Source organism: Agromyces italicus DSM 16388, from assembly GCF_000421545.1.
GTDB lineage: Bacteria > Actinomycetota > Actinomycetes > Actinomycetales > Microbacteriaceae > Agromyces > Agromyces italicus.
Genome location: NZ_ATXF01000005.1, coordinates 566,855 through 586,565 on the forward strand (window position 1 = coordinate 566,855; position 19,711 = coordinate 586,565).

Consider the following 19,711-nt stretch of genomic DNA (forward strand, 5'->3'; position numbering starts at 1 on the left):
CCAACGATCCGTAAGGAGGCGATAACCGTGAACAGCACCATCCGCACCACCCGCAAGACCCTGACGATCACCGCTCTTGGAGTGGCGGCGATGATGCTGGCCGGTTGCTCCGCCGCCGCGGGCGCTGCACCGAACGACGGCGCCGCGACGTCGACCTCGCCCGCCGCCGAACTGCGTCTCGGCTACTTCGCGAACGTCACCCATGCTCCGGCGATCGTCGGCCTCGAAGAGGGGCTCCTCGAAGACGCCCTCGGCGACACCAAGCTCACCACCTCGGTGTTCAACGCCGGCCCCGCCGCGATCGAGGCGCTCTCGGCCGGCGCGATCGACGCGACCTACATCGGTCCGAACCCGTCGATCAACACCTTCATCCAGTCGGGCGGGCAGTCGGCGCACATCGTCGCGGGCGCAGCCACCGGGGGTGCCGCGCTGGTCGTGCGCGACGGCATCGACTCGGCCGAAGACCTCGAGGGCACCACGCTCGCGACCCCGCAGCTCGGCAACACCCAAGACGTCGCGCTGCGCGCCTGGCTCGCCGACGAGGGCTTCGAGACCGACACGCAGGGCGGCGGCGACGTGCACATCACGCCGACCGAGAACGCGCAGGCGCTGACCCTGTTCCAGCAGGGCGAGCTCGACGGCGCCTGGCTGCCCGAGCCCTGGGTGTCGCGGCTCATCATCGACGCGGGCGCGGAGGTGCTCGTCGACGAGGCCGAGCTGTGGGACGACGGGGCCTTCCCGACGACGGTGCTGCTCGTGCGCGCCGAGTTCCTCGCCAAGCACCCCGAGACGGTGCGGGCGCTGCTCGAGGGGCACGAGGCATCCGTCGCGTGGCTCGCCGACAACCCCGACCAGGCTGCCGGCGTGATCAACGCGGGCATCGAGGCCGAGACGGGCAAACCGCTCGCCGACGCCGTCATCGACCGCGCGCTCGAGCACGTCGTCTTCTCGGTCGACCCGCACGCCGTGACGTTCGCCGAGCTCGTCGCGAACGGCCTCGAGGCGGGCACCCAGAAGGACGGCTCGATCGACGGGCTGTTCGACCTCCGCATCCTGAACGAGCTGCGCGAGGAGGCCGGCGAGGAGCCCGTCTCCGCGGGCGGCCTCGGCGAGGAGTAGTCGCATGAGCGGGCAGACGGCCATCCGCATCGAGCACCTCGGCAAGCGCTTCGGCGCAGGCCCGGTCGTGCTCGACGACGTGAACCTCGACGTCGCGGCGGGTGAGTTCGTGTGCCTCCTCGGCGCCTCGGGCTGCGGCAAGTCGACGCTGCTGAACCTCATCGCGGGGCTCGACCAGCCGACGACCGGCAGCATCACGACGCCGTCCGAGGGCGCCGCGGTCATGTTCCAGGAGTCGGCGCTCATGCCCTGGCTCACCGCCGCGCAGAACGTCGAGCTCGCGCTGCGGCTCCGGCGGGTGGCGCGCGGAGAGCGCAGGGCGCAGGCGCTCGAACTGCTCGCCACCGTCAACCTCGCGGATGCCTCGGCGAAGCGCCCCCACGAACTCTCGGGCGGCATGCGCCAACGGGTCGCCCTCGCCCGGGCGCTCGCGCAGGACCGCCCCGTGCTGCTGATGGACGAGCCGTTCGCGGCGCTCGACGCGATCACCCGCGACCTGCTGCACGAGGAGCTCGAGCGGGTGTGGCGCCTGACCGGCCGCACCATCGTCTTCGTCACGCACAACGTGCGCGAGGCGGCACGGCTCGGGCAGCGCATCGTGCTGCTGTCGAGCCGGCCCGGCCGGGTCGCCGGCGAGTGGCGCATCGACGCCGCCGAAGGGCGGCGCATCGAGTCGCCCGAGGTGGCGGCGCTCTCGCTCGAGATCACCGCCGAGCTGCGGAAGGAGATCCGCCGAAATGCCGCATGACACCTCCCTGCTCGACCCGCCCGGCGCGCGTGGCACGGCGCCCGCCGCGGCGCCGTCCGCGCACGACGACCTCCGCGCGCTCGAGGCGGGCCTCGACCGCCTCCAGACCGACGCCGACGAGCGCCCAGGCCCCTGGAAGGTCTTCACGCGCAGCGTGCTGCCGCCCATCCTCTTCGTCATCGCCCTGATCGTCGCCTGGCAGCTCTACATCGTGATCGCGCAGCCCCGACCCGACATCGTGCCCGGCCCGCTCGACGTCGCCGCCGCCCTCGGCCAGGCGTGGGAGTCGGGTCGACTGCAGACGGCCGTCGCGACGAGCCTCGAGCGCGGCCTGCTCGGGTTCGTCATCGCGGTCGCCGTCGGCACGCCGCTCGGCCTGCTGCTCGCCGAAGTGAAGCCGCTGCGCCGCGCGGTCGGCCCGATCATCTCGGGCCTGCAGGTGCTGCCCTCGGTCGCGTGGGTGCCCGCCGCCATCCTCTGGTTCGGGCTCAGCGACGCGACCGTCTACTTCGTGGTCCTGATGGGCGCCATCCCGTCGATCGTGAACGGGCTGATCGCGGGCGTCGAGCAGGTGCCGCCGCAGCTGCGGCGGGTGGGCACGGTGCTCGGCGCCGGCCCGTGGCGCCTCGCGACGCTCGTCGTGCTGCCCGCTGCGCTGCCCGGCTACGTGGCCGGTCTCAAGCAGGGCTGGGCGTTCTCGTGGCGCTCGCTGATGGCGGCCGAGATCATCACCACGGGTGGAATGATCGGCTTCGGCCTCGGCTCCATGCTCAATCAGAGCCGCGAGCTCGCCGACATCTCCGCGGTGCTCGCGACGATCCTCGTGATCCTCGCCATCGGCATCCTCATCGAACTCGTCTTCTTCGCCCCGCTCGAGCGCCGGATGCTGCGCCGCCGCGGCCTCCTCCAAGGAGCCTCGCGATGACCGCCGGAACCGTCACCCTCGTCGGGGCCGGACCGGGCGACGCCGGGCTTCTCACCATCCGCGGCCTCCGCGCGCTCGAGGCCGCCGACGTGATCGTCGCCGACCGGCTCGGCGCCAGGGGCGTGCTCGACGGACTCGCGGCCGAGGGCGTCGAGCTGCGCGCCGAGGTCGTCGACGTCGGCAAGCAGCCCGGCCACCACGCCGTGCCGCAGGACGCGATCAACGCGCTGCTCGTGTCGCTCGCCCGCGACGGCAAGCGGGTCGTGCGGCTGAAGGGCGGCGACCCGTTCATCTTCGGCCGTGGGGGTGAGGAGCTCGCCTTCTGCCGCGACGCCGGCATCGCCGTCGAGGTGGTTCCCGGCATCACGAGTGCGATCTCGGTGCCCGCAATCGCGGGCATCCCCCTGACCCATCGCGGGCTCGCGACCACGTTCACGGTCGTCACCGGCCACGAGCAGATCCGCTCGCTCGGCGGCGGACGCGACCACACCGTCGTGCTCCTCATGGGCATCGGCACGCTCGCGAACTCGGCGATCACGCTCGCCCGCGGCGAGCGCGGGGGCGAATGCCCAGTCGCGATCGTCGAAGATGGATACGGCGAGAACCAGCGCGTCACGGTCGGCACCCTCGACTCGGTCGCGCTGCAGGCCGCGCGCCGGGGCATCCGGTCGCCAGCCGTCGTCGTGGTCGGCGACGTGGTGACCCTGAGCCCCTACGCGCCCGAAGCGCTCTCCTCCAGCACAACCCGAAAGGCATCGCAGCAATGACCCGTTCCCTCCGCGTCGCGATCGTGGGCGCCGGCCCCGCCGGCATCTACGCCGGCAACATCCTCCGCCGCCAGGTCGCCGAGCAGGGCGGCGAGGTCGCGATCGACCTCTTCGAGTCGCTGCCCGCGCCCTACGGCCTCATCCGCTACGGCGTCGCTCCCGACCACCCCCGCATCAAGGGCATCGTCAACTCGCTGCACGAGATGCTCGACGCGGGCGACATCCGCCTCATCGGCAACGTCGAGGTCGGCCGCGACGTCGAGGTCGGCGAGCTGGCCGAGCGCTACGACGCGGTGATCTTCGCGACCGGAGCGCTGCGCGACGCCCCCCTGAACATCCCGGGCGTCGAACTGCCCGGCTCGTACGGCGCCGCCGACTTCGTCGCCTGGTACGACGGCCACCCCGACGTGCCGCGCACCTGGCCGCTCGAGGCGCAGTCGATCGCCGTGATCGGCAACGGCAACGTCGCGCTCGACGTCGCACGGGTGCTCGCGAAGCACCCGAAGGACCTGCTCTCCACGGATGTCCCGGCGAACGTCGTCGCCGGACTCGAGGCCTCGCCCGTGACCGACGTGCACGTCTTCGGACGTCGCGGCCCCGGGCACGTGAAGTTCACGCCGATCGAGCTGCGCGAGCTCGGCGAGGTGCCCGACGTCGACATCGTGGTCTACGACGCCGACTTCGAGCGCGCCGAGGGCGATGCGCACGCCGAGGCGCTGCACGCCTCGAACAACCAGGTCAAGGTCATGACCCGCACCCTGAACGGCTGGCGCACCTCGCCGGGTTCGACCGGCACCGGCACGGCCTCGCGCCGGCTGCACCTGCACTTCCTGCACGCCCCCGTCGAGATCACCGGCGACGGCCGCGTCGAGGGCCTCCGCTTCGAGCTCACCCGCCCCGTCGGCGACGGCTCGGTCGAGGGCACCGGCGAGTTCGTCGACTACCCCGTTCAGGCGGTCTACCGCGCGGTCGGCTACGCGAGCTCGCCGATCCGCGACGTGCCCTTCGACGAGAAGGCGGCCGTCATCCCCAACGAGGGCGGCCGCGTGCTGGATGCCTCGGGCTCGCCCATTCCGGGCGTCTACGCGACCGGCTGGATCAAGCGCGGCCCCGTCGGCCTCATCGGCCACACCAAGGGCGACGCGCTCGAGACGATCACGAACCTCGTCGCCGACGCGAACGAGGGCGTGCTCGCCGCACCGGTGGTCGACGCCGCCGACGGCGAAGAGATCTTCGAGCTGCTCGCCTCCCGTGGGGTCGAGTACACGACCTGGCAGGGATGGCTCGGGCTCGACGCGCACGAGCGCGGGCTCGGCGAGGGCTTCGAGGCGCCGGCGCAGTACGCCGGGGTCGTGCGCGAGCGCGTCAAGGTCGTGCCCCGCGACGAGCAGGTGTCGATCTCGCGCGACGGCGCGCTCGCACTGTCGTGACGTACGTCATCGCGCTCCCCTGCGTCGATGTGAAGGACCGCGCCTGCATCGACGAGTGCCCGGTCGACTGCATCTACGAGGGTGAGCGGTCGCTCTACATCCACCCCGACGAGTGCGTCGACTGCGGTGCGTGCGAACCCGTCTGCCCGGTCGAGGCGATCTACTACGAAGACGACCTGCCCGACGAGTGGGCCGACTACTACAAGGCCAACGTCGAGTTCTTCGAGATCTCGACGGCCACGGTCGACGCGGTCGGCTCGCCCGGCGGCGCCGCGAAGGTCGGCGTCATCGCGATGGACCACCCGATCATCGCCGCGCTGCCGCCGCAGGGCGAGTAGCTCGCGCGGCCTGCGCGGCCGCGCAGCGATCAGCGCAGGGCGGCGCCGGGCTCGAGCACGAGCTCGGCGAGACCGGCCGGTGCGCCGATCGCCGCGAGTCGCGCGCGGAACGCGCGCCTGGCCCGCACGTACGGCTCGTCGGAGTCGCGGATGACGGCGAGCTGATTCATCCACTCGAAGATGCCCTGCACCTCGAACGCGAACTGCTCGGCGCCGTCGACATCGACGACCTCGTCGAGTTCGCCGGCCTCGGCCGCATACCGCACCGAGACGGCGAGGTAACCGAGCCAGTCGTCGAGCTGCGCGGTGATGGCGTCTCGGACGACGCCGGGTTTGGCGTGGAAGTCGGCGGCCGCCGCCGAGAAGAAGCAGCCGCCCGGGAAGACGCGATCCTGCGAGTAGGCGACGACGCGGTCGAGCAGGGCGACGACCCGGCCGAGCCCGCGGGGCTTCGCGCGGGCCGGCTCGATGACGGTGGTGAAGTAGCGCACGCGGGCGGCCTCGACGGCAGCGAGCTGCAAGCGCTCCTTGTTGCCGAAGAGCGTCGCGATGCTCGACTTGCTGACGTTCGCGGCGATCGCGATGCGCCCGATCGACAGTTGGTCGAGCCCTTCGATCGAGGCGAGGTCGACGGCGTGCCCGAGCACGATGCGCCGCGAGGCGTCGCCTCGTACGCGGCGGCCGTCGACCGCGACATCCGTTTCGCTCACGCTCTCGATTTTACGCACGATCGTGCGTATAGTGGGCGTACGATCGTTCGTATTCATTGATTCGTGCCCATCGTCGCCACGACGAGACCCATTCGGAGGACCCATGCACCCCGCCGTCATCGCCACCGTCGCCGCGGCGCGCACCGCCGACCGCGTCTCGCCGACGCTCGCCGCCCGGCTCGCGCTCCCGCTCTTCCGCCAGGCCGGGCCCGCCCTGACCGTGCGCGCGCACGACCGCGCCGTGCACGAGACCGCCCGCCGCTCGACCATCACGGTGCGCGGGCGGCGGGTCGCCGTCTCCGAGTGGGGCACGGGCGCCGACGTCGTGCTGCTCGCGCACGGCTGGCGCGGGCGTGCCTCGCAGTTCGCCCCCGTCGTGCGCGAGCTGCGTGCCGAGGGGTACCGCCTCGTCGCGTTCGACGCCCCGGCCAACGGCGACTCGGGCGGGCGGCGCACCGACATCCGCGACTGGCTCGCCGCGATCGAGGTGCTGCAGGCCCAGCACGGCCGATTCCACACGATCGTCGGGCACTCCTTCGGTGCGCTCGCCGCGCTCACCGCCGTGCACGAGGGCACCGCGACCGGGGGCGTCATCGCGATCGCGGGAGTGTCGCACGCGCGGTACCTCGTCGACGCCTTCACGACGCAGCTGGGCCTCTCGGCGGGCGCGAACGACGCGCTCGGCCGCGCCTTCGCCCGCACGCTCTTCCCCGCCGAGCACGAGGCGTCGGTCTGGGAGCGCTTCGACGCGGCCGCCCATCCGCTGCCCGACGGCGTGCCCCTGCTCCTCGTGCACGACGAGGGCGACCGCGAAGTGCTCGCGGGCGAGTCGCACCGCCTGCACGCCGCCCACGGCGAGCGCAGCCGCCATATCGTCGTGCGCGGCTCGGGTCATGTGCGCGTGCTCGGCGCCGACCCCACGCTCGACGCGATCACCGCGTTCATGGCCGGCGGGCTCGCCGCGGTCGATGCGATCGATGCGGGCGAGCTCGGCCGGCAGGCGCCCGTCGACACCTCGGTGTGAGGCCTCCGGCAGGTTGCCTGCCACGCCAATCGCAGCGCAGCGCCGCGCACCGGACCGCACCGCGGCCCGGCTCGGTTCAGGCGGCCGCGAGGGCCAGGAATGCGGTCGCGTCGGGCGGTGGTGGCGCGATCGATGGGAGTCGTCGGTTGCCCGCGCGTGGCCGCCTGCTCGGATCGAGGTGCGCGGGTGGCACGAACCACGTGTAGCCCTGGTCGATGAGGATGGCCCAGCCGTCGTCATGGACCCGGTGATGATGATGGGCGCAGAGCATGATGCCGTTGTCGAAATCGGTGCGGCCCTGGTGGCGGCTCCACCACCTGATGTGGTGCGCCTGAGTATGCGACGGCGGCCTCGTGCAGCCCGGCCACGCGCAGCCGCCGTCGCGTTCTGTGAGAACGAGCTTCTGCGCTTGAGAGAACAACCTGCGGGATCGGCCGAGCTGGAGGTTCTCGCGCCCCTCGCCCACGTAGAGGGGCGAGATTCCGGCTGACATCGCGAGCTCTTGGATCGAGGAGACCGAGACGGGCTGCTCGATGCCGTCGATCGTGCCGTACCCACGACCGGTCTCGAGGGCTTCGCCATCGATGCGGGCGACGACCATCGCCTGCCGCAGCGGCGCCGGCGCGTCGACGGCGCCGAGCGAGTGGCGGGCGAGGTCGGCCAACGCGTCGAGGTTCATCTGCGCGATCGTGCGCTGCTCGCCGAGCACGTCATCGTCGTCGCCGTCGCTCCTGCTGTCGCGGTCAGCTTCGGTTCGAGGATGCTTCGCGTCACGCGCCCGGTGGAGTTCGGCACCGACGAGCGTCTCGATCGCGAGCTTGATCGGGGCCCCGCTGACCGGGTCGGCAGCGCCCTTGAACCGGATCATGCCGTGCTCGTCCTCCCAGATGCGGAACTCGCGGGCGCCGCGCAACTCGTCTTCACGCGGCTTGACCCCGTCGGGGTCGAGCCGGGCCTGAAGCAGCTTCACGAGCCGGTGCAGCCCGTCGACCCCGACGACCGGAGCCCGTTCGACCAGGAACGCCTCGGCCTCACCGAGTTCGACCCGGTCGGCCCGAGGCGCGACCCCGTCGAGGAACCGGCGGATCACGTCGGCCGCATCGACGCACACCGCGCCCGCCGCGACCGCCCGAGCGAGATGCGGATGCTTGGGCGGCAGCACCTCACCGGTGAACGCGGCCCGCGGTGCCGTCGCCGCGCCGACCGCGACGAGCTTCACCGCCTCTCGGTAGCGACCGCCGGTCGCTGACGCGATCAAGTGCTCGGCCGAGGAGAACCCGTGCTTGCGCGCCACCTCATCGGTGCCCGGCCGAGAGCGGGCAGCCAGCTCGGCCGCGACCGGCGCCTGCAACGCCTGCACCCGACGGAACAACTCGCCCAGCGCCTCGGTCACCCGGACCAGCCCGTCAGCACTCATCAGCCGCACATCGCCGGCCGCGTCGACCGCCCTGACCGCCCCGGCGACCAGCGCCCCGGCCCATGCCTCATCGAGCCCGATGGTCGCGGCTGAAACCCCGGTCAGAGCGGGTATTTCAGCGGGTTCGGGCATGCCCCGAGTCTAGCCGAGATCGCCCGGGATTCGAAGAGATGTTCGATAGTTGTGGAGAACTTCTCCGCGGTTCGCGCCGCGGTTCGCGCTCCGCTTCGCGCCGCGGCTCGTGGCGACAGTCCGCGGCACAGTTCGCTCCGCCCCGCTACTCGCCCTTCGACCCGGCGTCGGTGACGCTCACGTCGGAGCGGTGGAAGTTGTGGAACGAGCGCGAGGCCGTCGGCCCCCGCTGGCCCTGATAGCGGCTCGAGTAGTCGGCCGAGCCGTACGGCTTCTCGGCGGGCGACGACAGCCGGAAGAAGCACATCTGCCCGATCTTCATGCCCGGCCACAGCTTGATCGGCAGCGTCGCGACGTTGCTCAGCTCGAGCGTGACGTGCCCCGTGAAGCCCGGGTCGATGAAACCCGCGGTCGAGTGCGTGAGCAGGCCGAGCCGGCCGAGCGAGCTCTTGCCCTCGAGACGCGCTGCGACGTCGTCGGGCAGGGTGACGGCCTCGAACGTCGAGGCGAGCACGAACTCGCCCGGGTGCAGGATGAACGCCTCGTCGGGCCGCACCTCGATGAGGTGGGTCAGCTCGGGCTGGTCTTCGGCCGGGTCGATGAACGGGTACTTGTGGTTGTCGAACAGCCGGAAGTACCGGTCGAGCCGCACGTCGACACTCGACGGCTGAAGCATCGACGCGTCGGAGGGCTCGAGCCTGATGCGCTCGAGGTCGAGTTCGGCCCTGATGTCACGATCCGAGAGAAGCACCCGCCCAGCCTACCGAGCGCCCGGCGGCCGATGAGCGACGCGTCTCGGCGATCGAATAGCGAAGCGCATCGAGACCCTTGCTACGATGGTCACCGCAGCATCTTCGTCGGATGCCGCACGCCGATGTAGTTCAATGGCAGAACTTCTGCTTCCCAAGCAGATAGCGCGGGTTCGATTCCCGTCATCGGCTCCATCGCCCCCCTCGTGCGAACGGCGTTCGCCAACGCCCGGCACTCCGAGGCGGCGGACGGCAGCCCGGCTCATTCCCCCGCCAGCTCCGCCTCGATCCCGGCCCCCAGGTCCTCGTACGCCTCGAGCCGCAGCATCTCGTCGTCCACGAAGAAGGTGGGCGTCGACTGCACGCCGAGCGCGATCCCGTCGATGCGGTCGGACTCGACGCGTTCGAGCGTCGCGGGATCGGCGACGGCCGCGTCGTAGGCGTCGAGGTCGAGCCCGAGCTCGGCTGCGAACTCGCGGAAGAGCGGCGCCCGCGACTCGCGCTGCTCGCCCCACTCGGCCTGCGTCTCGAAGAGCATGGCGTACATCGGCTCGAATGCGCCCTGCTGGGCGGCGGCCTCGGCGGCGACGGCCGCGTTGCGCGAGTTCAGGTGGCCGTCGAGGGGGAAGTAGCGCGTGACGAAGGTCACCTCGCCGGCGTACTCCTCGCGCAGCTGCTCCACGAGCGGGAAGAACGCCCCGCACGCCTCGCACTCGAAATCGAGGAACTCGACGACGGTCACCCCGCTCGTTCCCGGTTCGCCCAGCACGTGGCTGTCGGCACGCACGGTCGGAACCGAGGCATCCGACGATGACGATGACGAGGGCGACGAACCGCCCGACGCCGGCGGCGCCGTCTGCGGTCTGAGCAGGGCGAACGCGAGGGCGACGATCGCGATGAACGCCGCCACGAGGGCGACGTTCGTCCAGATGATCCGCTTGCGGCGGGATGCCTCGGCGGCGTCCCCGCTCGTCGGGCGCTTCGGGTCGGGCGTGGTCATGGGATGTTCTCCAAGTTCGGGGTGAGGTGGGGTCGGGCGGGCTGCGCGGCGCGCCGCCGCGGGTTCCCGGGCGGCGCGACGCGCGAGGGGTGCGGCGCGCCGCTAGCCGCGCGGGCTCACGCCGAGCAGCTCCTGCATCAGCGCGATCTCGTCGGACTGGGTGGCGACGATGCGTTCGGCCATGGCGACCGCGTCGGGGTGCGCGCCGTCGGCGATCTCGGCCTCGGCCATCGCGACGGCGCCCTCGTGGTGCACGATCATCTGCTCGAGGTAGAGCCGCTCGGCCTCGGCGCCGGCAGCCGCCTCGAGAACTGCGAGATCGTCCTCGCTCATCATGCCGTCGCCGTGATCCATGCCACCCATGTCGACCTCCTCCTGGCCCCACTCGGCGAGCCAGTCGCGCAGCTGGTCGATCTCGGGCTGCTGCGCCGCCATGACGCCCTCGGCGAGCGCGCGCACCGGCTCGCCGAGCTCGGGCTCCGCGAGCAGGAGCTCGCTCATCTCGACGGCCTGTTCGTGGTGCGGGATCATCATGGTCGCGAATGCGATGTCGGCACCGTTCGCGCCGGCCGCCGACGCGGTGTTCGAGTCGGTCGAGGGATTCGACGACGGGTCGCCGCCGTGGTCCATGCCCGTCATCGAGGTGTCGGCGCAGCCGGCGAGGGCCAGGGCGGTGACCGCCGCGGCGGCCGTGATCAGGAGCTTTCGTGCAGTTCGCATCAGTGTTCTTCCGTTCGTCGGGGTCGATCAGGTGATGCCGTGCGGGCATGGCGAGGCCACGCCCGCATGGCGGGGGCCGATTCGGCTCAGGTTCGACTGATGGAGAGAACGGAGAGATCAGGTCGGTGAAGGTGCAATGGGATGACCCGGAGGAACGCCGTGAAGTGCGCGGCGCCGCGGTCGAGCAGCCGACGGAACACGGCGGGCCCGCGGGCGACGAGCGCGAACGCGGCGAGCATGAGGAGCATCGCGCAGCCCATCACCATGAGCGCGCAGTCGCCGAGCGCGCTCATGCACTCCTCGTCGCAGGCGACGGCGCCGCCGACCGAGGCGATGAGGCTCGCGATGGCGGGATGCTCCGCCGTCGAGGTCGTGGCGGTCGATAGAGCCTCGTGACCGCTACCCGACTCGGGCGCGACATGCGAGGCCGTCGCGGCGGTGCCGTGCTCGGTGCCGGGTCCGGCGGTGTGCATGGCGAGCAGGCCCACGAGCACCGCCGCCACTCCGAGCAGCGCGAGCAGTGCGCGCCGCGCGCCACCGATGCGGGAACGGCCGACGTCGCGGGCCGCGCTCGACGACATCGCACCTCCTGGCCGGGCACCGCGGCGGGCACCGCGGACGAACACCCCCGAGCGTACTGCACCGCCCTCGGCGCCGGGCTGAGAATCCGCCGGAGGCGGGAGCGGGCGGCCGGGCGGGCGGCCGGGCGGGCGGGCCGGCGGGCGGCGGGCGGCGGGCGCCTATTCCTCGCCCGCGAGGAACGGCTCGTGGCGGTACCGACCATGCTGGAGGATCGCGACCGTCGCCTCGGGCACCTCGACGAAGGCGCCCGGCAGATCGCTGAGCGGCTCAGACACGATGACGCGCGCATTCCGCCCGTATCCCCGCAACCGCTCCTCCTCGGGGTACATCTCCTGCAGGGTCGCCATGGCGATCGAGTGGAACAGGGTGCGTGTCCGCCCTTCGGACGAGTACCGGAACGCCCACACGGTGGCGCCGTCGGAGACCGCGACGGTGCCCTGCATCGGAAACTCGACGCCGTGCCCGTGGCCGACGGCCTCGACCCTGCGGATCGCCACGGCCATGGCTGCGACCGGGTCGTCACGGAGGCCCAGTGTGAGCGCAAGGTAGAAGAGCAGCTCGGAGTCGGTGGTGCCGCGGATGAGCGGGTAGAACTCGGGCTCGACGGCGAGCGCGAGGTCGCGCCGCACGAGGTTCAGGCCCGCGATGCGCCCGTTGTGCATGAACAGCCAGTTCTCGTGCCGGAACGGGTGGCAGTTGGTCTGCTGGATCGGCGGGCCTGCCGCCGCGCGCACGTGCGCGAAGAAGAGCGGACTCTCGATCGCGTGGGTGATCTCACGCAGGTTCTCGTCGTACCAGGCCGGTTCGATGCTGTGGAACAACGCGGGATCACGTCCCTTCGCAGCATCCGCCGGATACCAGCCGACGCCGAACCCGTCGCCGTTCACCGTCTCGGCGCCGAGCGGCGAGTTCAGCGATTGCGCGACGAGCGAGTTCTGCGTATCGAGGATGAGTTTGGAGAGCTGGATCGGCTCGCCCGAGTACGCCAGCCAGCGACACATGCTGCTTCCTCCCCAGCGGGTGACGGATGCCTCTGGGTCGAGGCTACGCCGATTCGCCACGCGCCGGGCGGCGCCGGGCGCTATCCCTCAGCGGGCTCTTCGCCGGCCGCCTCCGCGGCCTCGGGTTCGATCGGGCAGACCGCGATCTCCTGCATCTTCGTCGTCGCCTGCTCGAGCGACCACGGCAGCTCGACGAGCGGTTGTTCGCGGCCTTCGATCGCCTTCGTCTTCGAGCCGATCGAGGCGAGGGCGAATGCCGTCTCGCGCACGAACGCTGCTCCCGAGGTCGAGTTGTTGAGCGCGACGACGACCGTGAGCCCCGTCTCGGGGTCGGTGAAGGCGGCGGTCAACGACCCGGCCGACTCGCCTGCGGTGCCGCGCATCGGCCCGTACTCCGCACCTCCGAGGCCGAACTGCTCCCAGACCGGGGCGTCGCCGCCGAGGTGCTCGGTCGTCCACAGCTCGCGTGCGCTGCGCTCCCCCACGAGCACACCGGTCGCGAAGGCCTCGCTCAACCTGCGGGCGTCGTCGAGGTCGGACGTCGCGCCCGCCGCGGCCGCGCCGATCGAGCTCGACTGCGAGGTGTCGTCGTGGATCACCGCGCAGTCGGTCTTGCCGTCGCCGCCGGTTCCCGCCGCATAGGCCCCGAGCAACCCCTGATGGCTGCTGTCGCCGGGGGGTGGGATCTCGGTGTCGTCGAGGCCGAGCGGCTCGAACACGTACTCCTCGGCGAGCTGGTCCCAGTCTCGTCCGGTCGCCTCCTCGAGGGCGCGGGCGAGGAGCAGCACCCCCGTGCGCGAATACGACCAGACCTCGCCGGGTTCGCCCGTCGGCTTCGTCGCGAGCCCGCCGGCGATGAGCTCGTTCGGCGACCAGATGCGCTCGGGGTTCGTGACGAAGTGCGCCTCGAGCCCCGGGTAGTAGTCGGCGAGTCCCGAGGTGTGGCGGCAGAGCTGTTCGAGAGTGATGCCCTCGAGCCCGGGAACGCGGTCGACGTACTCGGCGACGGGGTCGTCGAGCGCGACCGCGCCGGCGTCGACGAGACGCAGGAGGATGAGGCACGTGATCTCGGAGGTCACCGTCGTGAGGCGGAATCCCGTCTCCTCGGTCACCGGACGCGACTTCTCCCGGAAGTCGACGGTGCCGGATGCCCCGGTCCAGCCGCCGGCCCACGGAGCCCACACCCCGGCGACCCCACCGCTCGAGCCACTGAGTGCCACCGCCTGCTCGAGCACCTCGTCGAGCTGTTCCGCGACCTCGTCGGAGTACGCCGCGTCGACCGGTTCGAAACGACTCGCCGGGTCGACCGACCCGCCCGTGCATGCGCCGAGCGCGAGCACGACGAAGATCGCCGCGAGTGCCGAAGCCGCTCGCCGTCTGCCCCCAGTACGGTCAGCCACCGTGCCCCCTCAGCCGTGTGTCCGCTGAAATTGTAACCCGCGAAGTGGGATTCGCCCGGCCCGGCAGGCGGTGGCGGGGGCCGCGGGGCACCCCTCAGAGGGTTCTGTCCGGATGCGCACGAATGGTTCCAGAACCATCCGCCGCGCCGACGAGCCGACACCGACCACGGCGGCGCGCTGCGTCTCAGCGGGCGACGACGCCGATCTCACGGGCTGCGCCCGCCATGAAGCGCTCGACATCACGGTCGACGATGATGTCGCTCGGCCGCAGCGGCCGCTGCAGGTACAGCCCCTCGAGCGAGGTGAGCCGGCTCAACGCGACATACGTCTGCCCGGGGCTGAACACCCGTGGGCCGAGGTCGACGATCGCCGTGTCGTAGCTCGCCCCCTGCGACTTGTGGATCGTCACCGCCCAAGCCAACCGCAACGGGAACTGCGTGAACTCGGCGACGATCTCCTTCTCGAGCTTCTTGCGCGCCGCGTGCCACGTGTAGCGGTACTTCTCCCAGGTGACGGGTTCGATCTCGTGCTCCTCGCCGTCGATCTCGACGCGCACCTCGCGCTTCAGCGAGGTGATCGTGCCGATCGTGCCGTTCACCCAGCGCTGCCCGTCGGGCCCGATCGCCGTGTCGTTGCGGAGGAACATCACCTGCGCCCCGACCTTGAGCTCGAGCCGCTCGTCGGCCGGGAACGCCCGCCCGCCGAAGTCGCCGTTCACCTCGGCCGCGTTCGCCTTCGAGGTGCCGGGCAGGCGAGCCAACTGCGTCGCGTTGATGCGGTTGACCGTGCTGTTCGTCGTCGCCAGGGTGATCGCGCCCTGCTCGGGCAGCGGGCGCCTGGCGCCCACCCCGTTCAGCACGCCGGCCATCTCGGCGGTGACCCGCCCGTGCCGCACCGCGTTCAGCAACTGCTTGAACTGGTCGTCATGCTGGCGGTGGATCTCGCCGAGCTCGAAGATCTTGAGGTCGACCTCGCCCCAGACCTTCGCGTCGAAGAACCACATCGAGTCGTAGGTGTCGGCGAAGTAGGCGCGCTCGTCGGCGTCGCCCGGCACGGGCGCGAGCTGGTACGGATCGCCGAAGAGCACCACCTGGGCACCGCCGAACGGTTCGAGCGGACGCTGTCGCGCCTGCCTGAGCGAGCGATCCATCGCGTCCATGAGGTCGGCGTTCACCATCGACACCTCGTCGACGACCAGCGTGTCCATCGCGTTCAGGATCTTGCGCACCGCGTCGTTCTGGTCGATGTCGTGGTCGGCGATGACCCCGATCGGCAGGCGGAAGAGCGAGTGGATCGTCTGGCCGCCGACGTTCAGCGCGGCGACCCCGGTCGGCGCGCAGATCACGATCTGCTTCTTCGTCTGCCAGTTCAGGTGGTTCAGCAGGGTCGACTTGCCGGTGCCCGCGCGGCCCGTCACGAAGACGTGCTCGCGGGTGCTCTCGATCGCCTGGAACACCGCGGCCTGTTCGCGGGAGAGGGTCACGTTCTGCAACAAGGGTCTTTCGATGGGCGGATGTCTCGGGGCCGACGCAGCACCGGGCGGCGCTCCCAACTGTAACCGCGTACGGGGGCGACCCGAGCTCGAGACGGCGACTCCGTGACATCCGCGCCGCTCGCGCCGGCTGTGGAGAAGCTCAGCTTCGCGCGATCGTGAAACATAGACTGTGCGGGTGGGGAATGCAGGCGAGGTGCGGAGCCGGGTCTCGCCGGCGGCCGTCGCGGGGTGGGTCGGGCTCGCCGCGCTCCTCATCGCCGCCTTCCTCGCTGCGCTCGGCGGGCTCAACCAATCGATCTACGGCGCATCGAGCTTCGTGAAGGGCTACCTCGAGGCCATCGCCGACGACGACATCGCGACCGCCTCGACGACGCCCGGCGTCGCGCTCGACGACGCCACGCTCGAAGAGCTCGGCCTCCCGGCCGACATCTCCAGCGCGATGCTGCGCTCGGGCGTCGTCGCGTCGGCCCCCGAAGACATCAGCATCGTCAGCGACATCACGAACGCCGACGGCAGCCACTCGGTGACCGCGAGCTACCGCCTCGACACCGAGATCGCAGAATCCACCTTCGAGGTCCGGCCCATCGACGCGCTCTACGGCGTGCTCGCACGATGGGAGTTCGCCGACAGCCCACTCGCCGTGGTCGACGTGACCGCGGCTCACAACCCGCTCTTCACGGTCGGTTCGCTGACCCTCGACACCCGTGCGACGAAGACCGGCGACGAGCTCGCCGCGTTCACGCAGGTCGCGCCCTACCTCGCGATCGCCCCCGCGGTCTACGAGTTCTCGTACGATTCACCGCTGCTCGCGGCGCCGCACACCACCGTGCCGACGAGCGCCGCCGAGCAGGTCGCGGTCACCGTCGATGCGCAACCCACGCCCGAGTTCGTCGAACGGGTGCAGACGAAGGTCGACGAGTACCTCGCCGCCTGCACCGAGCAGAAAGTCCTCCAGCCGGCCGACTGCCCCTTCGGCATCGAGATCGACGACCGCGTCACGAGCGAACCGACGTGGAGCATCATCTCGACTCCTCAGGTGACGCTGACCGCGGGCGAGGCCTCGTTCGACATGCCGCCCACCGAGGGTGTCGCGCACATCTCGGTCGAGGTCCAAGACCTCTTCGACGGCCACTACTTCACGCTCGAGGAGGACCGCACGTTCACGCTGGCGCTCGCGGCGACGATCAGACCCGACGGTTCGATCGCGATCCAGCTCGAGTGACGCCCGTCTCGACCCGCGGGTTGAGGAGCGAGCGCCAGCGAGCGTCTCGAAACCGGCGGGTTGAGGAGCGAGCGCCAGCGAGCGTCTCGAAACCCGCGGATGCGGGCGGCGCTGCCCTCAGTCTGCGGAATTGTCGCGTGCGGCGATCGCGGCGAGGCGCGCGTTGTACTCCTCGAGCTCGGCGTCGCCCGTGCGGTCGGCGTGGCGATCGCGTCGCTTCGACTCCTTCTCGTCGCTGCGCGACCACTGGAACGCGACCGTGATCGCGAGCGCCACCGTCGGGATCTCGCCGATCGACCACGCGATGCCGCCGCCGAGCTGCTGGTCGGCGAGGGCATCGGTGCCCCAGCCCATCGCGCCGTACCAGTCGGCGAGCAGCAGCCCCGTGCCGGTCATGATCGCGAGGCCGAAGAAGGCGTGGAAGGCCATCGTGCCGAGCAGGAGCAGCAGCCGGAACGGGTACGGCAGCCGGTACGGCACCGGGTCGATGCCGATGAGCGACTGCACGAAGAGGTACCCCGTGATGAGGAAGTGCACGATCATCCACTCGTGGCCGATGTGGTCGAACATCGTCCAGCGGAACAGCGGCGAGTAGTAGAACACCCAGAGCGAGCCCGCGAAGAGCACCGCCGCGACGATCGGGTTCGCGATGATGCCGGCGAACTTCGAGTGCACGGCGAGCATGATCCACTCGCGCCCGCCGCGCGAGCCGTCCTTCCGGGGCCTGATCGCGCGCGCCGCGAGCGTCACGGGCGCCCCCGGCACGAGGAGCACCGGCACCGCCATCGTCAGCACCATGTGCGCGAGCATGTGCGCCGAGAACAGGTACTGCTCGTAGACGTTCACCCCGCCGTTGGTGACGTAGGCGAGGAGGAGGAGCCCGGCCACCCAGAGCACCGTGCGGTACACGGGCCACTTGTCGCCGCGCTTGCGGAGCCGGCGAACGCCCGCGAGGTAGAAGAAGATGCCGAAGCCGCAGGCGAGCAGCCAGATGAGGTCGGGGTTCCACTCGGTGAAGTAGCGGAACGTCTCGGGCCACGGCGGCAGTTCCTCACCGGTGAGGAACTTCGCCGGGCTGACGAGCGCGTTCGTGAGGACCTCTTCGGACACCGGCGGTGCCGTGCGGGCGAGCGCGGCGGCGACGCCGGAGGCGAGCCCCATGAACGCGAGCTCGGCGACGACGAGCCACCAGAACGTGCCGGACCCGGAACCCGACCCCGAACCCGTGCCCCGGGCCATCCGCCCGATCAGCCACCGGCGCTGGGCCGCACCGAACAGGCCGAGCGCGATCAGCGCGGCGACCTTCACGACGACGAGCGCGCCGTACGGCGTCGCAAGCTGCGACCAGTCGCCGAGGCGCAGCGCCGCGCTCGCGTACCCCGAGACCGCGACGACGATGAAGCAGATGAGCGCGACGGTCGAGTAGCGCGCGAGCACGACCGGCAGGCGCTTCGCGCCGAGTTCACGCTGAAGCAGCACGATCGTGAGGAGCCCGCCGAGCCAGACGGCCGCGAAGACGAGGTGGAGGCCCAGCCCGGTGACGGCGGCCGCGTGGCCTGCGGCGCCGGCGGCGTGCCCCTGCTGCGCCATCGGCACGAGCGAGGCGACCGCGAGCACCGTCACGAAGACGAGCGCGGTGTGGTTGCGCACCGCGAAGCAGAGCACCGTCACCGCGGCCGCGGCGAGCGTCGTGATGAGCCACGACTGGCCGAGCTCGATGGTGGTGACGAACTGCCCGAGCTTCTGCCCGAAGGCGTCGCTGAGATCGAACGGCACCGCCGTCACGAAGATGAAGGTGAACAGCCCCGTCGCCGCGCTCGCGACGGTCATCACCGCGGCCGAGGCGGCGGCGACGTCGAGGGCGAGGTCGAACTCGCGGCGCTTCGGGCTGAGCGCCCAGACGGCGAGCACGAGCGCGCCGATCATGCCGGCGGCGCCGAGGTTCACGAAGAGCTTCGACACCGGAACGCCGTAGCGCGCGATCGGCCCCGGGTCTTGAATGAGCTGTTCGGCGGCGCCCCCGCCGAACGAGAGTGCGGCGAAGGTCGCCGCGAGGGCGACGGCGGTGAGCACGGCAGGGCCGAGCACTCGGACGGAGCGGGGCACCGAACCAGCCTAGACGGCGCTGCCCGTGCATCTCCCGGGCGCGCATTCGCGTTGCTCAGGAACTCGGCCTGGAATACGTGTATTTCTCAGGACGATTCGGCCCTGATCAGGCTGTCGCACCCCGAAATCTCCTGAGAAACAGCTCTGGCGGGATGCTGCGGGGACGGCGAAGGGGCGTACGGCTCGCGCCGCACGCCCCTCGGGAAGGCTCTGGTTACTTGGCAGCAGCCTTGAGCTTCGAACCGGCCGAGACCTTGACCGAGTAGCCGGCCGGGATCTCGATGGTGGCACCCGTCTGCGGGTTGCGGCCGGTGCGCGCAGCGCGGTGCGTGCGCTCGACGGCGAGCCAGCCCGGGATGGAGACCTTGGTGCCCGAGCCCACGGACTCGGCGAGCGCCTCGAACAGACCGCCGAGCACGGCGTCGACGGTGGCCTGGCTCTGGCCGGTCGACGCAGCGATCTTCGCGACGAGCTCGGTCTTGTTCAGCGACTTGTCAGCCATTGAATGTCCTCCTCGGACGTTCGCTGTATGTACAGCACTTTTGTTGAAGTTTCGGGAACGAGCTTGCGCCGCCCCGTGGCCGTTGAGGCCGCCTCGAATGTAACAGAGATCCGCGGAATCCCGCGGATTTCCGGCCCTTTCGCGCACCTTGCCCCGGCGTGTCGCGCAGTGGTGGGCGTTGCGGGGGTGCTTTCGCGACATCCCAGGGCCGAATTCGGGGTGGTTCTGGCGCGAATGCACCCCCGGAAGCGCACAGCAGAGACGGCGAAAGGGGCGCCCCGGAATGATCCGGGGCGCCCCTCTCGTGAAGCGTGAAGCTCTCGG

The 19,711-nt window shown here is 71.1% G+C and carries 19 protein-coding genes and 1 tRNA gene; 9 read left to right on the forward strand and 11 right to left on the reverse strand.

Features of this window, described 5'->3' with window-relative positions:
- Positions 1 to 27 precede the first annotated feature (27 nt).
- Genes H516_RS0107045 through fdxA form a run of 6 tightly spaced genes read left to right on the forward strand, consistent with a single transcriptional unit; the run spans position 28 to position 5,327 of the window.
- The gene (locus H516_RS0107045) at positions 28 to 1,119 is read left to right on the forward strand and encodes an ABC transporter substrate-binding protein (RefSeq protein ID WP_022889021.1); all 1,092 of its coding nucleotides are present in this window, start codon (positions 28 to 30) and stop codon (positions 1,117 to 1,119) included.
- A gap of 4 nt (positions 1,120 to 1,123) precedes the next feature.
- The gene (locus H516_RS0107050; protein WP_022889022.1) at positions 1,124 to 1,867 is read left to right on the forward strand and encodes an ABC transporter ATP-binding protein; all 744 of its coding nucleotides are present in this window, start codon (positions 1,124 to 1,126) and stop codon (positions 1,865 to 1,867) included.
- Positions 1,857 to 2,792, forward strand: a complete 936-nt coding sequence (locus H516_RS0107055) for an ABC transporter permease (RefSeq protein WP_022889023.1) — start codon at positions 1,857 to 1,859, stop codon at positions 2,790 to 2,792. Before H516_RS0107050 ends, H516_RS0107055 begins: the two co-directional genes overlap by 11 nt.
- The gene (gene cobA / locus H516_RS0107060) at positions 2,789 to 3,559 is read left to right on the forward strand and encodes a uroporphyrinogen-III C-methyltransferase (RefSeq protein ID WP_022889024.1); all 771 of its coding nucleotides are present in this window, start codon (positions 2,789 to 2,791) and stop codon (positions 3,557 to 3,559) included. Before H516_RS0107055 ends, cobA begins: the two co-directional genes overlap by 4 nt.
- Entirely contained in the window at positions 3,556 to 4,989 is a 1,434-nt protein-coding gene (locus tag H516_RS0107065) for an FAD-dependent oxidoreductase (RefSeq protein ID WP_022889025.1), read from the forward strand. Before cobA ends, H516_RS0107065 begins: the two co-directional genes overlap by 4 nt.
- Complete coding sequence (gene fdxA, locus H516_RS0107070) at positions 4,986 to 5,327, forward strand: ferredoxin (protein ID WP_022889026.1); 342 nt, start codon at positions 4,986 to 4,988, stop codon at positions 5,325 to 5,327. Before H516_RS0107065 ends, fdxA begins: the two co-directional genes overlap by 4 nt.
- 29 nt (positions 5,328 to 5,356) lie before the next feature.
- Here fdxA and H516_RS0107075 read toward each other — a convergent pair whose 3' ends face one another.
- Positions 5,357 to 6,037, reverse strand: a complete 681-nt coding sequence (locus tag H516_RS0107075) for a TetR/AcrR family transcriptional regulator (RefSeq protein ID WP_022889027.1) — start codon at positions 6,035 to 6,037, stop codon at positions 5,357 to 5,359.
- 103 nt (positions 6,038 to 6,140) lie between these two features.
- On the opposite strand from H516_RS0107075, the gene H516_RS18895 reads away from it, so the two are divergent.
- Complete coding sequence (locus H516_RS18895) at positions 6,141 to 7,061, forward strand: alpha/beta fold hydrolase (protein WP_022889028.1); 921 nt, start codon at positions 6,141 to 6,143, stop codon at positions 7,059 to 7,061.
- 76 nt (positions 7,062 to 7,137) lie between these two features.
- On the opposite strand, the gene H516_RS18900 is transcribed toward H516_RS18895, so the two are convergent.
- Positions 7,138 to 8,610 carry an HNH endonuclease signature motif containing protein gene (locus tag H516_RS18900; RefSeq protein WP_022889029.1) on the reverse strand — a complete coding sequence of 491 codons (1,473 nt, stop codon included), beginning with the start codon at positions 8,608 to 8,610 and terminating at the stop codon, positions 7,138 to 7,140.
- Positions 8,611 to 8,755: 145 nt separating this feature from the next.
- Complete coding sequence (gene dcd / locus H516_RS0107090; RefSeq protein WP_022889030.1) at positions 8,756 to 9,361, reverse strand: dCTP deaminase; 606 nt, start codon at positions 9,359 to 9,361, stop codon at positions 8,756 to 8,758.
- A gap of 119 nt (positions 9,362 to 9,480) precedes the next feature.
- Between dcd and H516_RS0107095 the strand changes: the two genes are divergently transcribed.
- A tRNA-Gly gene (locus H516_RS0107095) sits at positions 9,481 to 9,554 on the forward strand.
- Positions 9,555 to 9,621: 67 nt separating this feature from the next.
- Here H516_RS0107095 and H516_RS0107100 read toward each other — a convergent pair.
- From H516_RS0107100 to H516_RS0107125, 6 genes are all read right to left on the reverse strand, one after another.
- Positions 9,622 to 10,359, reverse strand: coding sequence for a DsbA family protein (locus H516_RS0107100; RefSeq protein WP_022889031.1), 738 nt, complete (start codon positions 10,357 to 10,359; stop codon positions 9,622 to 9,624).
- Between the two features lie 102 nt (positions 10,360 to 10,461).
- Positions 10,462 to 11,079, reverse strand: coding sequence for a DUF305 domain-containing protein (locus H516_RS0107105; RefSeq protein ID WP_022889032.1), 618 nt, complete (start codon positions 11,077 to 11,079; stop codon positions 10,462 to 10,464).
- Between the two features lie 86 nt (positions 11,080 to 11,165).
- Positions 11,166 to 11,660: a hypothetical protein gene (locus H516_RS0107110; RefSeq protein ID WP_022889033.1), complete on the reverse strand. Its 495-nt coding sequence runs from the start codon at positions 11,658 to 11,660 to the stop codon at positions 11,166 to 11,168.
- Between the two features lie 159 nt (positions 11,661 to 11,819).
- Entirely contained in the window at positions 11,820 to 12,662 is an 843-nt protein-coding gene (locus H516_RS0107115; RefSeq protein ID WP_022889034.1) for a class II glutamine amidotransferase, read from the reverse strand.
- Positions 12,663 to 12,742: 80 nt separating this feature from the next.
- Complete coding sequence (locus tag H516_RS18910) at positions 12,743 to 14,062, reverse strand: serine hydrolase domain-containing protein (RefSeq protein ID WP_084620420.1); 1,320 nt, start codon at positions 14,060 to 14,062, stop codon at positions 12,743 to 12,745.
- Between the two features lie 184 nt (positions 14,063 to 14,246).
- Complete coding sequence (locus tag H516_RS0107125; RefSeq protein ID WP_022889036.1) at positions 14,247 to 15,554, reverse strand: ATP-dependent DNA helicase; 1,308 nt, start codon at positions 15,552 to 15,554, stop codon at positions 14,247 to 14,249.
- 178 nt (positions 15,555 to 15,732) lie between these two features.
- On the opposite strand from H516_RS0107125, the gene H516_RS0107130 reads away from it, so the two are divergent.
- Positions 15,733 to 16,779, forward strand: coding sequence for a hypothetical protein (locus H516_RS0107130; RefSeq protein ID WP_022889037.1), 1,047 nt, complete (start codon positions 15,733 to 15,735; stop codon positions 16,777 to 16,779).
- Positions 16,780 to 16,896: 117 nt separating this feature from the next.
- On the opposite strand, the gene H516_RS0107135 is transcribed toward H516_RS0107130, so the two are convergent.
- Positions 16,897 to 18,885 (reverse strand): bifunctional copper resistance protein CopD/cytochrome c oxidase assembly protein, encoded by a 1,989-nt coding sequence (locus H516_RS0107135; RefSeq protein WP_022889038.1) that lies wholly within the window; start codon positions 18,883 to 18,885, stop codon positions 16,897 to 16,899.
- Positions 18,886 to 19,099: 214 nt separating this feature from the next.
- Complete coding sequence (locus H516_RS0107140) at positions 19,100 to 19,387, reverse strand: HU family DNA-binding protein (RefSeq protein WP_022889039.1); 288 nt, start codon at positions 19,385 to 19,387, stop codon at positions 19,100 to 19,102.
- Positions 19,388 to 19,711: the final 324 nt, after the last annotated feature.